This is a genomic window from Thermaerobacillus caldiproteolyticus (assembly GCF_015326725.1).
Classification (GTDB): Bacteria; Bacillota; Bacilli; order Bacillales; family Anoxybacillaceae; genus Thermaerobacillus; species Thermaerobacillus caldiproteolyticus.
This window is the reverse complement of record NZ_CP064060.1, coordinates 749,974-765,194: the sequence shown is the minus strand read 5'-3', so window position 1 is coordinate 765,194 and position 15,221 is coordinate 749,974. Positions and strand designations below refer to the sequence as shown.

Genomic DNA, 15,221 nt, shown 5'->3' with positions numbered 1-15,221 from the left:
AATGACTTTGTTAAATTTCATTGTTGATTCTTGACTAAAAAGAAAAAGACCACTGTATGGCGGTCTTTGGTTGTTCTTATTCCATTAAAGCTCTCGTTCCGGAAGAAAAATTACTCATTACAATACTTTCTCCATATCCAGCATTGGGGAAAATCCAATACTTTCATAGATTCTCCTTCCCTGTGAACTGGCCCATAGTCGAGCTCTTTTTGCCCCTCTCTCTTTTAGCCAAGAACAGACTTCTTCCACCAATTGAGAAGCCAAGCCTTTTTTTCGGTGATTGTTTATTGTATAAACACAAATTACCCAACCAAAAAGAGTTTGCTCTTCACTTAGAGGAGTGGCATATTCCATTCTAATAAGTCCCCCTGCACACGCCACAATATTTCCATTCTCATCAATCGCAACCCTAAAACCCAGATTATTCTCTTCACTCTCCTTAATAAATAAGTTTCTAACTTCGTGAACACGTTCAATGTTTGGTATAGGTATACCATCCTTTTCTCCCATCTCACATGCCATTTTAAACCAATATTCTGCAAGCAACGGAAGTTCACTTTTTGTTGCCCATCTTGTTATATACATCACATATTCCACCTGTATATTCTTAATTTCACTTAGATATTGATATTCAATATTGTTTCTTTTAATCCTCCTTCTTCAACCAGACTGATCCATTAGTTAAAGCAGAAAATAACCCTCATTTCTTTAATAGATTATTTAAAATAAAAAACGCCACCCCGATTGGAGTGACGCCCTGCTTCAAACAAAATATCCATGACACAATCATAACACGTCGAAAACAAAAAAATCTGTCGTCTTTCTGTCATTTTTCTTTCAGTCCTCCGTCACTTTAATAAGCTTTGTAAAATTTCAATGTGGATTTTTTAGATATATGAAAAAGACCGTCGTAAAAATTGACGGCGATGCTTTTTCTTATCTCTTTTCATTTACATGATTCTCGTTACTTGAATAATGTATCTTCAAAATTTGGCTTTATTACTTAAAAGGTTTCTCCAATTCCCAATATAACATTTCACCTTTAGCAGAGGTTCTTTCCATTCTCACCTTTTCAAGAACCCTGATGGATGCAACGTTGTCTTCTAAACATTCAGCAATAACTTTCTCTACTTGTCCAGAAGAAAATGCCCAATCAATTAGTCCTTGAACTGCTTCTGTTGCAAAACCTTGATTTTGTGCAGTTGGAATGATACCGTACCCTATCTCCACTGTCTTCTGGTCATTAGGTTTTCCCTTGAATCCAATATCACCAATAACTTGATTATTCTCCCTAAGTATGACAAACCAAACCCCCCAACCTTCAACGGAAGAATCTCTCTTTAACTGCTCCAAATACATTTCAATATGAGGTCCCGTATCATATTGATTGGATAATTTATAGTAATTTTCTAAAGTACACGGAACAATTAATAAACGTTCAGTATTAATTTCCAAAACTCTCCCCCCAAAAAAGTTTCTTGCTTGATTTTATCACATACATTTTTATTAAATAATATTACCCGTTAGCCAACCATGAAGCAGCCTTCACCACGGATGATGGAAGTTCATTCGTTCTTCCATGGGAGTTGAAGAAGTAAATTTAGTAAACCACGCTACATAAATAGCACCTAGAATAAGCACTATGCAAGTAGTGGTCCTAATAACCGTGATGTAATCATCATAAGAGAAACCCCTTTAAGAGCACCCCCTATACATCATTTAGTTTCGTGGGGGAATGTATTGTAATTCCCTCCTATTCCCTATTATTCTATATGTCATACTCCACACACTATGTTGTATAGGGGGTGAATCATAATGCCAAATGGAAACTCTAATAGACCTATTCGCGTACCGGCCACCGACTCCGAAACAGGGGGGAGGAAATGGACGTGGGGCACTTGACTTTGTAACGGGCGCGTTTGAAAGGTTAAGCAGTGGTCCCAGTTCCTCCGATTATGCATCACAGGTGTGCCAAACGATACCATGTTCCATTCGTAAATGACTTGCTTTTTTGAAAAAATGTTTCTGCTCTTTCAGGCATTGTGGAAATATTCAGCGGAGCATCCATCATCGTCATTCACTCCTTTTGCCATTTTTCAATGATCTCTTGTCGATGCTCATCTAGCTGCGGCGCCTGCTTCCTCTTTGTAAATATCTGATCATCATAACGGGTCGCAACATCAATCCGCTCTTTCGTAATATGAATCATTTTTCGATAGTCCTCTTTAGAAAACCATGCTTTCGCCTCTCCTGCCTCCAAAACCGGAGTGAGACAGCAATCGACAGTTTGGCTAAATTCAATCCATTCTGGAAGCGTTTTTGTTTTAAACCATTGTACGATTTCCTGAAAAACGGGATTTTCTTTTCTGGCAGGGGAATGATGGTAGTTGATCCATTCCGGTTTCCCGGCAGCAAGGCAAAAGTTTTTCCAAAATTTCTTTTCAAGCGCGGCTAGACTCATGTATCGCCCGTCTTTTGTTTCGTATATATAATAAGAAATAATCGTTCCGGCAAGCTGTTCAATTCCGTTTTTCTTTCCGGTATAATGCTCGATAACAAAATGGCTGTTCATCATCGCCAGCAGCCCATCTAGTAAAGAAAGGTCGATGTACATTCCTTTTCCCGTTCGCTCGCGGTGATAAAGCGCGGCAACAATTTGCTCGACAGCTACGATGCTGCCGATCAAATCGGCGAATGTAAGCGAAGGATGAACTGGACGTCCTGTTTTGTCTTTCAGCTGAGCCAATACACCGGTTACTGCCATATAGTTGAGATCGTGACTGCCGAAAGAGGCCCATTTTCCCTGTTGTCCATAACCGGTAATAGAGCAATAAATAATCGCTTCATTGATCAAGAGAACGTCCTCATAAGCAAGTCGAAGCCGGTTCATCACTCCCGGACGAAAACTTTCGATGACGATATCCGCCTGTTTAATAAGATCTTTAGCGATTTGTAAGTCGGCTTCCTTTTTTAAATCGAGAACAATGCTTTTTTTGTTTGCGTTATTTGCTTCAAATAGATAAGCTAGCGAGCGCCCCAAATCGCCGGTCGGTGGTTCAACTTTTACGACTTCAGCGCCTAAATCGGCTAAACGAAGGCTTGCAAACGGACCGGGAAGGTAGTGAGAAAAATCAATGACTTTAACGCCTTCCAGCAAACCATCAGCTCCCTTCTAGACTAAATCGAGGTTTTTTGCAATAATCATTTTCATAATTTCGTTTGTTCCAGCGTAAATCGCGCTGACCGGAATGTCACGGTATCGTCTAGCAATCTCGTATTCTTCCATGTAACCATAGCCGCCATGAAGCTGCATACTTTCAGCAGCCACACGTTTTGCCATTTCGGTAATCCACCATTTGGCCATCGATACTTTTGTTACGACATCTCGCCCAAGTATATGTTGTTCAATGACATCATCGAGAAACGTTCTTCCTAACGCGATTTCTGTCGCCATTTCCGCAAGGCGAAACTGAACAGTTTGGAACTCGCTAATTCTTTGTCCAAACGCCGTTCGCTGTTTCACGTATCGTTTCGTTAAGTCAAACATCACCTCTGCCGCTGTTTGCGCAGCAATCGCCACAACAAGCCGTTCTTGTTGCAGCTTTTCCATTAAATAATAAAATCCTTTTCCTTCTTCACCGAGCAAATTTTCCGCTGGAACTTTCGCATCAGTGAAAAATAATTCTGCGGTATCTTGGGCGTGCAGCCCGACTTTTTCTAATTTTCTGCCACGCGTAAATCCGGGGGTATCGCGCTCGATAACAAGCAAGCTAATTCCTTGATGGGCCGGTTTGGCGTTCGGATTTGTTTTACAGACGACGATGACTACATCGGCATGAATGCCGTTTGTAATAAACGTTTTTTGTCCGTTGACAATATAGAAATTGCCATCTCTGATTGCCGTTGTAGAAATCCCCGCTAAATCAGAGCCGGCCCCAGGCTCTGTCATCGCAATCGCTGTAATGATTTCACCGGAGACACACTTCGGCAACCATTTTTGTTTTTGCTCTTCTGTTCCATAGGCGGCAATATACGGAACGGCAATATCATTATGCAAACCAATTCCGACCATGCTTGAACCAACTTTCTCTAATTCCTCGTTGATAACGACAGAGTAAGCGAAATCGGCGTTCAATCCGCCATAGGTTTCATCGACCCAAGGACAGAGAAAGCCATTTTCCCCCATTTTCGTCCAAAACGCTCGCGGAATGATTCCTTGCTTTTCCCATTGCGAGAAGTACGGGTATGCTTCTTTTTCTAAAAATTTGCGAAAAGCATAACGAAACATGTGATGTTCTTCGCGTAAATAAGCGGCCGTCATTTCTTTCCTCCTCTACGATGACGTTGCTTTTTTCATTTGTTCACGAAGCAAAAACTTTTGAATTTTCCCGCTTGCGTTACGCGGCAATGCGCCAACAAAGTAGTAAGCACGCGGCCGTTTGTAAGCAGCTAGTTTATCGCTGTTTTTACAAAACTCTTCTAACTCTTCTGCTGTTAAGTGCGGATCTTTTTTCACGACAAACGCGACAACTTTTTCTCCCCATGTTTCATCTGGCTCTCCAAGAACGGCGACATCAAGCACGCCTTTATGTTCATATAAGACATCCTCCACTTCGCGCGGATATACGTTTTCACCGCCGCTAATAATCATGTCATCGACACGGTCAGCAACATATAAATAGCCGTCCTCGTCCATATATCCTAAATCTCCAGAATGGTACCAGCCTTTATACATCGCCTTTGTGGTGGCTTCTTCACGATTGTAGTAACCGATCATCATGCACGGACCTTTCACAACAATTTCCCCCACCTTCCCCGGCGGCAATACGTCATCCGGGTCGGACGGTCCTTCCTCTCTCGGCTTTACGATACGAATTTCGTGGTTTAAGCAAGCACGCCCCGCAGAACCGGCTTTTGTCAATTGTTCATTTTCAAATAAAAACGTCACCGCAGGTCCCATTTCGGTCATTCCATATGCTTGAATTAAGTCGATTCCTAATCGTTTCTTACATTCTTTTACAAGGACTGGAGCCATGGGAGCAGCGCCGTACAATCCGACACGAAGCGATGACAAATCATAGTCTTCAAGCCTCTCTTGCAAAAGCATATTCCACATTGTCGGGGCGGCAAAGAAAACGGTAATGTTTTCTTGTTCAATTACACGCAATACTTGCTTCGGATCAAAATGATGGAGGATGATGTTTGCTGCTCCGGCATGAACGCGCGGCAAGAAACAGCAATGCAATTCTGCGCAGTGGAACATCGGAGCGCTGACAAGCCCGCGATCTGTATCGCGAATGTGCATTACTGAATTACAAATAAGACTTTGTTCGATCATATCGCGATGGCGATGCATCACTCCTTTTGGCCTTCCCGTTGTCCCACTTGTATACATAATCGCGTAAATATCGTCTTCTGATACGCCGATGCGGGGAGATGTTGCTGGAGCTTGTTTGACGCGTTCGTGGTAATTCATTGCATAGTTTGGTGTGTCTTCGTCAATGTACCAAAACGAAATGTGAGGGAATGTTTCGTGAATGCTTGTTATGTGCGGCTCAACCGCTTTTTCAAATAGAACGATTTTCGGTTCGGCATCGCTAAAAATGTAAGCGATTTCTTTTTCCTTCAACCGAAAATTAATCGGATTAAAAATCGCTCCGATTTTGGCGCAAGCAAAAAAAGTCGTTGCCAATTCGCTCGTATTAAACAGAACAGTGGAAACGCGATCCCCTTTTCTCACGCCGGCCTCGATCAAGGCGTTGGCCAATCGGTTTACTTCCGTTTCCCATTGTTCATATGTGTAGCGAAGTCCTTTGCTGACATCGACAAGCGCTTCCTTCTTCGGAAATTTTCGTACCGTCTGTGAAAATACTTCACCAATGGTTACATACAACTTTCTCTTCCCCCTTTACCGTTTCATCGTATAAAAGAGCCATTACCATCTTATCGAGAAGGGAAAACGAATATTACACAATCGAATATCTATTTAAATTATTCCGAATGTTTAATATGCACCTTCCCTCATTTATCAAATTCTACGTACCAGCGAAAAATCCTTTTATACAACAAAAATAAGGAAGGTCATAAACAAACCCTCCTTTCCTATGAACCGACGATTAGATCACGGTCACGAATAAGCATGAGTTCTTTTTTATCGTAACGTCCTTCATGTAACAAGCGTACCGCTTGTTTGCGAATTGCTTTTTCGATTAAGTTTCGCACATAGCGACCATTACTAAACTTTTTATGGTTTTTCGCTTCAAGCAACTCTTCAATATGGTAATACAGTTTCCGTTCCGCTTCAAACGTAAATTCATACTCGCGCTCGCGCAACATTTGTTTGGCGATGTTCACTAATTCATCCACGGTGTAATCAGGAAACTCAATAATTAATGGAAATCGCGACGGTAGTCCTGGATTTAAGGAAAGAAAATAATCCATTTCTGCTGGATATCCGGCAAGAATGACGACTAAATCTTCACAATAATCTTCCATTCCTTTTACAAGGGTGTCGATCGCTTCTTTTCCAAAATCTTTTTCCCCTCCGCGCGCCAATGAGTACGCTTCATCAATAAACAAAATGCCGCCGCGAGCCTTCTTAATTAAATCTCTTGTTTTATTGGCTGTATGTCCGATATATTCTCCCACTAAATCCGCACGCTCTGCTTCGATAAAATGTCCTTTTGAGAGAACATTCATTTCGAAAAACAATTTTCCTAATAAACGCGCCACCGTCGTTTTGCCTGTGCCGGGATTGCCTTTAAAAATCATGTGCAGCGCTTGTCTGTTTGACTTCAAACCATTCTCTTTTCTTATTTTATTAATGTATAACCACGCATAAATTTCTTTAATAATTTTTTTGACGTTTTCTAATCCGATGAGCTGATCTAATTCTTTTTGAATTTCTTTTAACACAATATGTTCTTCGTAATTAAATTGCTCGTTCCGCTCATCTTTTACTAAATGACTGCTATTCTTTGAGTTTAAGACGATATTAATTTGTCCTTTTGCCTTATTCATCGTTAATTCTGACAAAGGAACGTCACCTCACTTTAACAATTTCAGTCCTTGGGCGCATATCAAGATTACATTCTTCGATATACGTTCCATCCCGTTTGTAAACACTATATACCATATCCCCTTTTCGTTCCTTATCAGTATACGTACATCATCGCGAATTCGTGACAATCGCCTAGGAACAAGGAAACGACGACACATTCCGACATTCACTGTCTATTTTTGCGCTTTCCCGAGAAATATTTTTTGTATATTGTATTCGTCCACATTTGTTTTTACGAATAAAAAAAGTATCCGCCTTTCACAGGCAGATACTTTGAAACATGTATACCAATGATAGAGAAATTGCCTTCCATATGAATTCCTCTTTATCTAGGCAACTCTCCGCTTTTTGTATCGTTTATTCAGTTTCAAACTGAACATTCTTTTCTGGGGCAAACGTAGAAATAGCATGCTTATAAATAAGCTGCTGTTTGCCTTGTACTTCCAAAAGAACCGTAAAATTATCAAACCCTTTTACAAAGCCGCGAAGTTGAAAGCCATTAAGCAAAAATACAGTTACTTGTGTGCCATCCTTACGCAATTGGTTTAAAAATTGGTCTTGAATGTTAATTGAATTTTTCATGAATCGTCCTCCTCTTTTCTCTCTACCTACTTTTTATATATTCGCTTCTAATCGAAGCTTTCCTGCTATGTAACGCAAAATTTCCTCGGTTTTCTCCGCAAAGGCTGAGAGATCGGTCATATCAAACCATTGGACAGGCATTTTATTGCGAAACCATGTAAGCTGTCGTTTCGCATAACGACGCGAATTTCGTTTTAACTGTTCCACTGCTTCCTCCCAAGACATGTGTCCATCTAAATATGCATAAAATTCCTTATACCCGATCGCTTGAATCGATTGGCAGTCGCGAATTCCCTGCTCATATAAGGATTTTACCTCTTGAAGCAATCCTTCAGCGATCATTTGATCAACCCGCTCGTCAATGCGACGGTACAATTGCTCCCGCTCCATTGTTAACCCAACTAATGCGACGTCATAAAGAAGCTCGGGAGTTTGTGTTTTTTGCCATTCCGTCATCGTTTTTCCCGTGCAATGGTAAACTTCTAGCGCACGGATGACACGACGTACATTATGTGGATGAATTCGCTCTGCGCTTTGCGGATCGATTTTTTTTAACCTTTCATGAAGGGTCATCCCCCCTTTTTCCTCAGCGATACATTCTAGATGACGGCGATACGTTTCATTAGAAGGAGCATCAGAAAAACGATAATCGTAAATCACGGATTGTATATAGAGACCGGTTCCGCCAACGATCATTGGCAAGTTTCCACGCCTCGTAATCTCGCGAATTAACGGGCGAACGAGCTGCTGAAATTCAGCAACAGAAAATGATTCATCCGGCTCTTTAATATCAAGCAAATGATGCGGGATTCCTTCCATTTCTTCCGGTTTGATTTTCGCTGTACCAATGTCCATTCCTTTATAAATTTGCATCGAATCGCCGCTAATGATTTCCCCATTTAACCGTTTCGCAAGTTCGATGCTCATTTTTGTCTTCCCTACAGCCGTCGGACCAATAATAACAACCAATTTCTCTCCCATAAACGAAACCACTACTTTCTATACAGTTGTGTAACACTTATTTATTATACCCAAGCATAGCAAAAAATATCACGATGTTTTCTACGAAACCATTAATCATAGAAAGCAATAAACAAAGATACATAAAAGGATCCCGCCTACAGGCAAGATCCTCAAGTGAACAAACCATACCATTATATTTTGAATTTCTGAACGAGGTGTTGTAAGTCTTCCGCCATTTTGGATAGCGAAACAGAAGAGGAAGAGATTTCCTCCATGGAAGCTAATTGCTCTTCCGTTGCTGCTGATACTTCTTGCGTTCCTGCAGCCGCTGATTCGGCGATGTTACTAATCAATTGCATAGACTGAACAATTTGCTCGGCCCCTGCAGACAGTTGTTGGACCGAGGAAGAAACTTCTTGGATTTGTGCCGCCACTTCATTAATGGCTTCTTTAATTTGACCAAATGTTTTCCCGGCTGTATGAATAACATGAATTCCATTCGCTGTTTCTTTTGTCGCTATTGCCATCGATTGAACGGCTTCATTTGTTTCTTGTTGAATCGTCGCAATAAGCGCCGAGATTTGTTGCGCAGATTCCGCCGATTGCTCCGCTAATTTTCGAACTTCATCTGCTACGACAGCAAAGCCTCGTCCGTGTTCACCTGCCCGTGCTGCTTCAATCGCTGCGTTTAATGCCAACAAATTCGTTTGCTCCGCAATCCCTGTAATGACTTCAATAATTTTCCCGATTTGTTCAGAACGTTCTCCTAGCCCTTTTACAACGCTTGCTAAATTCGTTACCGTTTCGTTGATGGAGTTCATTTGATCAACAGCTGTTCGAATCGTTTCTCCGCCTTCTAACGCTTTTTCTGAAGTATTTCCAGCGATTGCGGCTACATTTTGAGCCCGCTCAGCAATGTGGTGAACACCTTTTGACATGATTTGAACCGTTTCCGATGTTTTTTCTACGCTTTGGACTTGTTTTTCTACTCCTAAAGCTACATCCTGCATTGTTACAGCAATTTGCTCGGTCGCTTTGCTTGTTTGTTCTGCGCTTGCTGTCAACTGCTCAGACGATGCTGCTACCTGCTCTGCATTCATCACCACTTCTCGAATTACTTCTCGCAAATGTTTCGCCATTTGGTTAAATGATGTTGCTAATTCACCAATTTCATCTCTATTTTTCACCTTAATTTCAGCACCTGTAAGATCTCCAGCAGCAATTTGTTTTGCAGCTTCCGACAGCGCCATCACAGGACGGGAAATGATCTGGCTAATATAAAAAGCAACGAATGCACCGACTAACATAGCAACAAGTCCATAAATAATGATCCAATTCTGAATAGATTGCGCTCTTAAAGTGGTTGAACGACTGCCTTCGTCTAATGAACGTTGCTGCAATTTTGTTAATTGATCAGCCGTTTCGTCAAACTGCTTCATGATTTCTCGACCTTTTGTAGCAACTAATTCCGTATAGCGTTGTACATTATTTTGGCGTTTTAGTTGAAACACTTCTTTCCCAAATTGGTAAAATTCCAGTTCCAATTGATCTAAACGTACAAGCAGCTCCTTTGCTTCGGTTTGAGTGAGCGTTTTTGCTAATTCATTACTTAATTGTCCATATTCATCATGAGCTTTATTAAAGTTTGTTAATGATGTATCGTCACCAGTAATTAAATACCCGCGCATACTTCCCTGTTCTTGCTTAATGATAGTTTCCAATTCTTGGACTGACACTAATTTTTTTACTTTATCATCAACTAAGTTTATATAACGATTGTCTATTAATTTAATTTCATAATAAGCCATCGCAACGATTACAGCTAAAATAGCTAAAACAGCCGAAAACCCAGCAAACAACTTTTTTCTTACTGTCATCTTCACAGCGAGGTCCTCCATTCACCCATATCTTTTTTTCTTCAAGCAACTCAGACTTTGTTGAAACATGAATAGAAAGAAACCAACTAGGCGAAAACCGTCAAATTTTTTAAAGATTCCTTCCTATTCTATCTTTTTTATCGGAAAAGAGCTATTGAGTTTTTCCATGCTTTATTGAATCATTTCTTTGCCTTCCGCGATATTTTTCTTGTTTGTTGTTGGCTCATCTTGGATCAAAAAGGATGTCAATAAGGCAACAAGACTGCCGGCAAATCCAAATAAAAATAAATGGTGGATTCCAGTCATAAAATCAACCGCTTTTGTTAAGAATGCTCCCATAATCGTGACCCCGATCGCGGTTCCGATATTCCGGCAAAACATGAAAAATGACGTGGCAATTCCTTTTTCATGCGCCTTCGCTAACTGTTGTGAGCCGATAATACCGACAGTCGAAGTAAGACCGAACGACAATCCTTGAATGAACATCACAAAAAACACATAAAAGAAACCATGATGTTCATTTAAAAGTGCCAGCAATAATCCACATATCACGAGAAGAAGGTTGCCGATGATCAATAAGAAACGATAGCCATATTGTAAGATCCATTTTCCGGCTGGTACAGCGGCGATCATCCAGCCAATCGATGCCCCAAGAAGAGCAACACCGCTTACAAATACAGATTGATGTGCGATATTTTGTAAAAATAGCGGGATGTAGCTCGATGTTCCAAACAGTGCAACACAACTGACAAACCCATTGATATTCATCCATTTCAATGTTTGATGATGAACTAACGATAACGGAACAAGAGGCGAGACTTGCTTTTTCTCATACATATAAAAAACAACAAGCACCAATGCTCCAATGACAATGTAAATCCATTGGTTGCTTTTGACAACCGTAACAAGCAGAAGCAAGCTAATCGCCAGCGCAAACAATACAGCACCGATATAGTCAATCGCTGCTTTTTTGGGCTCGTACACTTCCTTATACGGCAACAACGTCAATAAAGAAAGAAGACAAATCGGAATGTTGACATAAAAAATCCAGCGCCATGACATATACTCCACGAACAAAGAGCCTAATAGGGGCGCAAGAACAGCAGAAATCCCCCACATCGCGGTAAAAAATGCTTGAATTTTTCCGCGCTTTTCAACAGGAAATAAATCTCCAGCAATAATCGCAGGAAACGGCATCATAAATCCAGCGCCAATCCCTTGAATCGCACGGAATATAACAAGTTGTATCATGCTTTGTGACATCCCGCAGAGGAGTGACCCGATTAAAAAGAGTCCAATTCCAAAGCTAAACACTTTCTTTCTACCAAAAATGTCGGATAGTCTCCCTGCGATTGGGGAAAGAACGGTCGTCGTAATCATGTATGAAGCAAACGACCAAGCATAAAGCGAAAAACCTCCTAATTCCTTTGCAATAATTGGCATCGTCGTATTCATAATCGTCGTATCCATCGATGCCACTAACATCGCCAGAACGATGCTTACCATAACCGAAGTCCGACTGTTCACGTTATGTATCCTCCTCTTTTTCTCTGTTATTGGAATATTTTATTTTACATGATGAATTTGTTTTTCTACAAAAAAAATGCTTAAAACATTCCTCAGAAAAAAAGAGCCCCTTCTATTTATTATAGAAAGGGCTCGGACTATTTTTGGATCCGATCTTTCGACTAGATATATGACGCCTCGCTGAGATAGATGAAAAAATATATTAATTTACATTTTCTTCATTTGCTTTAAATGATTGTGTAGTGTAAGTCATCGTTAATCGGTCATTCGTCATGAAAAACACAAATAAAAACGTAAGCAATGCCGGAATAAGGCTCCACATAAACGTATGAGCAATGGAAGAAGATAACGCTGCTGTGATTTTTTCAAGCACAGGGGCTGGAATGTGCGCACGTGCTTCCGGAGAAAGAATCGCTCGAGGATCTTGAACATTCATGCTTTGCACTCCATGCGACATTCCCTTAAACACGTCAGTTAATCGATCAGTAAACAGATTTCGTTGGATGATCCCAAATATTGTAATACCAATCGTCATTCCAAGTGACCGTAAAAAGGAGCTAGTCGAGCTAGCCGCTCCTCTTTCTGTTTCTTGAAAATGGTGGATCGCCGCCATCCCTAATACGGAAAAAGAGGCCCCAATCCCTAATCCCGTAATAATCATATACCACGTAACCGTAAGGCGTGACGTTTCGGTCGTAATGGTGCTAAGCAAAAACATACCAATCACAAACACCGCTGTAAAAATGATCATGACGTTGCGGTAACTCATTTTACTCGCCAAAAACCCACCTAATTGCGCAGATACGGTCGTCGCTAACATCATCGGCAACAAAATTAATCCAGAATTCGTTGCCGAACCGCCCGTCACCCCTTGAATAAAGAGCGGAATGTAGACAGTTGCGACAATAAATGTTGCTCCAGAAAAAAAGCCAACAAGATTGCTGGCGGCAAACAAACGCTTTCTAAACATATGATAGGAAACAATCGGCTCTTGTGCTTTCGCCTCCACATAAAGAAACAGCAAAAATAAAACAGCAAAAGCAGAGAATAAACTAATGATGATATGAGAATCCCATTCATATTTATTTCCACCTAGTTCAAGGGCAAACATTAAACATACAATCGCTGGAACGAGCGTCATAACTCCCAACCAATCAATTTTTTGCTTCGTATGTTTCGGTGACTCGCGATAAAAAAAGGCCAACAATAAGAATGATAGAAAACCAAGCGGGATGTTAATATAAAACACCCAGCGCCAATTCAAATAATCAGTAATATAGGCACCGAGCAGCGGACCAAATATACTGGACAAGCCAAATACCGCACCGAAAAGACCGCCCATTTTCCCTCGTTGTTCCGGCGGAAAAATATCAAACATAATCGTAAACGCAATCGGAACTAGGGCACCGCCACCAATCCCTTGAATTGCTCGAAAAATGCTAAGCTGTACAATGTTTTGGGCAATACCACATAACATCGAACCAATTAAAAAGACGATTAATCCAAATATAAAAAACCGTTTTCGCCCGTACATATCCGATAGTTTTCCAAAAATAGGCATACCCGCCATCTCAGCAACCATATAAGCGGATGTAACCCAAACAAACTTGTCAAGTCCTCCTAAATCAGCGACAATCGTCGCCATCGCTGTCGCAACAATCGTATTATCCATGGACGCCACGAAAATTCCTAATAATAAACCAACAACAATCCATCCGATTCTCGGTTCTTTCCTTTCCATAACAATCCCCTTCTAAATTTATATTTTTTTGCTTTCTCTCACCGTTGCTTTTTCATCTTGTTGAAAACTTTCTTGATATTCTACAAGCTCTATATCGCAGCCGGGACCAATGACGATGTGGTTGCCTCTTACGATTTTGGCGTTTGTATGCTCTAAATAAATCTCATCTCCTTCAATCGTTTCTACCCATAGCTTTGCCGAATCATGAGACAATCGTTTCAGAAAATGAAGAACATTAAATACCTTACTCTTTGTAACACGAATTGTTTTTCCACCAATTTCAGCAATGCGGCTATCTGCGACATGAAGATAAAGATCAATGTGTTCGGCATTTAACGTCTTGCCAACCTCAACAACTCCTTTTACAGAAAAAGAGTCCGCTTCACAATCATGGTCTATCTTTATTTCCCCATAACCATGAATCGCTCCACCCACTAAATTTTCACTAATACGAACCACTCCGCGAAGGTTTAAATCCTTTATGACAGAATATCCATGTATATCCATCTCACCAAAAATTTTTATTGATCCTACTTCAGCATTCCCTCTTATATTTGCTTGACCGAAAACGTCTACCGTCTTCGCTTCGACATTTCCGCTTACATTAGCATTTCCAAATACCTTCCATTGATCACAACGCAAGTCACCATTGATTGTGCCATCTCCACGAATTTTTACTTTGTTGAACGTTCCTCCAGAAGTCATGGCCGAGCCATTCACCGTTAGATGACGCGGATGATGATTTCCCATAACTGTCTCTCCTTCATATTTTTTTATAGCTGCCGACTTTCGCTCCTTTATCACATTGAAACGCATCTTTATATTCAACAAGCTCTATGTCGCAACCAGGACCGATTGTCACTCGATTGCCTCTGACTACGTTCGCTTTTGTATGTTCTACATAAATCTCGTCCCCTTCGATACTTTCTGCAGTCAATCCGACATGAAGAAATAACTTTTTAAAAAACGTCATTCCTTGTTGTTTTACTTCAATCTTCTCCCCTCCAATTTCTTTTGCTCGGCAATTTCCGAACAGTTTGATATGAATGTTTCCCGCATTTAATAATCCTCCGATCGTAAAACTACCGCTTGCATCAAACACTTCTGCGGCACAATCTCCAACGATTTCCGTTTCTCCATGAATGCACACTTCTTCTGCCATTACATTCCCTTTCACGTCCCCTCTTCCGTGGAAACGAATTTCTTTACACTCTATGTCGCCATGAATGCTGGCATTTCCTTGAATTTTAATCTGCTCCGATCGCAATGTTCCGATCATATGAGCCCGACCAGATATGTGCGTAACTTTCGCTTTCACATTTCCGTGAATCGTGGCATTTCCTTGAATGTTAAAATCAATACAATCAATGTCACCGTGCAACTTTCCATGTCCAGCGATTTTTACTAAGTTGTAAACTCCTCCTGAAGCATTACCAACACCTGCGATTACTAAATCCGGCCTTTCCACCTG

At 40.8% G+C, this 15,221-nt stretch carries 13 protein-coding genes; all 13 read right to left on the bottom strand.

Annotated elements, in window-relative coordinates:
• Positions 1-117 precede the first annotated feature (117 nt).
• The 13 genes from ISX45_RS03950 to ISX45_RS03890 all read right to left on the bottom strand — a co-directional run bounded on the left by ISX45_RS03950 (position 118) and on the right by ISX45_RS03890 (position 15,218).
• Positions 118-585, bottom strand: coding sequence for a GNAT family N-acetyltransferase (locus ISX45_RS03950; RefSeq protein ID WP_194520012.1), 468 nt, complete (start codon positions 583-585; stop codon positions 118-120).
• A gap of 414 nt (positions 586-999) precedes the next feature.
• Positions 1,000-1,455 carry a GNAT family N-acetyltransferase gene (locus tag ISX45_RS03945; protein WP_194520011.1) on the bottom strand — a complete coding sequence of 152 codons (456 nt, stop codon included), beginning with the start codon at positions 1,453-1,455 and terminating at the stop codon, positions 1,000-1,002.
• Between the two features lie 622 nt (positions 1,456-2,077).
• Positions 2,078-3,157, bottom strand: coding sequence for a CaiB/BaiF CoA transferase family protein (locus ISX45_RS03940; protein ID WP_194520010.1), 1,080 nt, complete (start codon positions 3,155-3,157; stop codon positions 2,078-2,080).
• A 15-nt stretch (positions 3,158-3,172) separates the two neighbouring features.
• A complete protein-coding gene (locus ISX45_RS03935; RefSeq protein WP_181557289.1) occupies positions 3,173-4,321 on the bottom strand; it encodes an acyl-CoA dehydrogenase family protein in 1,149 nt (382 codons plus the stop codon).
• 12 nt (positions 4,322-4,333) lie between these two features.
• Positions 4,334-5,893: a fatty acid--CoA ligase gene (locus ISX45_RS03930; RefSeq protein WP_194520009.1), complete on the bottom strand. Its 1,560-nt coding sequence runs from the start codon at positions 5,891-5,893 to the stop codon at positions 4,334-4,336.
• A gap of 209 nt (positions 5,894-6,102) precedes the next feature.
• Complete coding sequence (gene spoVK / locus ISX45_RS03925) at positions 6,103-7,035, bottom strand: stage V sporulation protein K (protein WP_181557287.1); 933 nt, start codon at positions 7,033-7,035, stop codon at positions 6,103-6,105.
• A gap of 382 nt (positions 7,036-7,417) precedes the next feature.
• On the bottom strand, positions 7,418-7,642 hold the full coding sequence (gene hfq, locus ISX45_RS03920; protein WP_181557286.1) for an RNA chaperone Hfq: 225 nt from the start codon (positions 7,640-7,642) through the stop codon (positions 7,418-7,420).
• A 33-nt stretch (positions 7,643-7,675) separates the two neighbouring features.
• Positions 7,676-8,623, bottom strand: a complete 948-nt coding sequence (miaA, locus tag ISX45_RS03915) for a tRNA (adenosine(37)-N6)-dimethylallyltransferase MiaA (RefSeq protein ID WP_181557285.1) — start codon at positions 8,621-8,623, stop codon at positions 7,676-7,678.
• Between the two features lie 173 nt (positions 8,624-8,796).
• Positions 8,797-10,482 carry a methyl-accepting chemotaxis protein gene (locus ISX45_RS03910; protein WP_228485690.1) on the bottom strand — a complete coding sequence of 562 codons (1,686 nt, stop codon included), beginning with the start codon at positions 10,480-10,482 and terminating at the stop codon, positions 8,797-8,799.
• 171 nt (positions 10,483-10,653) lie between these two features.
• On the bottom strand, positions 10,654-12,009 hold the full coding sequence (locus tag ISX45_RS03905) for an MDR family MFS transporter (RefSeq protein ID WP_194520007.1): 1,356 nt from the start codon (positions 12,007-12,009) through the stop codon (positions 10,654-10,656).
• A gap of 202 nt (positions 12,010-12,211) precedes the next feature.
• A complete protein-coding gene (locus tag ISX45_RS03900; RefSeq protein ID WP_194520006.1) occupies positions 12,212-13,750 on the bottom strand; it encodes an MDR family MFS transporter in 1,539 nt (512 codons plus the stop codon).
• 18 nt (positions 13,751-13,768) lie between these two features.
• Positions 13,769-14,500 carry a polymer-forming cytoskeletal protein gene (locus ISX45_RS03895; RefSeq protein ID WP_194520005.1) on the bottom strand — a complete coding sequence of 244 codons (732 nt, stop codon included), beginning with the start codon at positions 14,498-14,500 and terminating at the stop codon, positions 13,769-13,771.
• Positions 14,501-14,513: 13 nt separating this feature from the next.
• Positions 14,514-15,218, bottom strand: coding sequence for a polymer-forming cytoskeletal protein (locus ISX45_RS03890; RefSeq protein WP_194520004.1), 705 nt, complete (start codon positions 15,216-15,218; stop codon positions 14,514-14,516).
• Positions 15,219-15,221: the final 3 nt, after the last annotated feature.

Bases quoted from the DNA above. Each gene is read 5' to 3' on its own strand.
- ISX45_RS03950 (WP_194520012.1), bottom strand. From the start codon at position 585: ATGTATATAACAAGATGGGCAACAAAAAGTGAACTTCCGTTGCTTGCA.
- ISX45_RS03935 (WP_181557289.1), bottom strand. From the start codon at position 4,321: ATGACGGCCGCTTATTTACGCGAAGAACATCACATGTTTCGTTATGCT.
- hfq (WP_181557286.1), bottom strand. From the start codon at position 7,642: ATGAAAAATTCAATTAACATTCAAGACCAATTTTTAAACCAATTGCGT.
- miaA (WP_181557285.1), bottom strand. From the start codon at position 8,623: ATGGGAGAGAAATTGGTTGTTATTATTGGTCCGACGGCTGTAGGGAAG.
- ISX45_RS03910 (WP_228485690.1), bottom strand. From the start codon at position 10,482: ATGACAGTAAGAAAAAAGTTGTTTGCTGGGTTTTCGGCTGTTTTAGCT.
- ISX45_RS03900 (WP_194520006.1), bottom strand. From the start codon at position 13,750: ATGGAAAGGAAAGAACCGAGAATCGGATGGATTGTTGTTGGTTTATTA.
- ISX45_RS03895 (WP_194520005.1), bottom strand. From the start codon at position 14,500: ATGGGAAATCATCATCCGCGTCATCTAACGGTGAATGGCTCGGCCATG.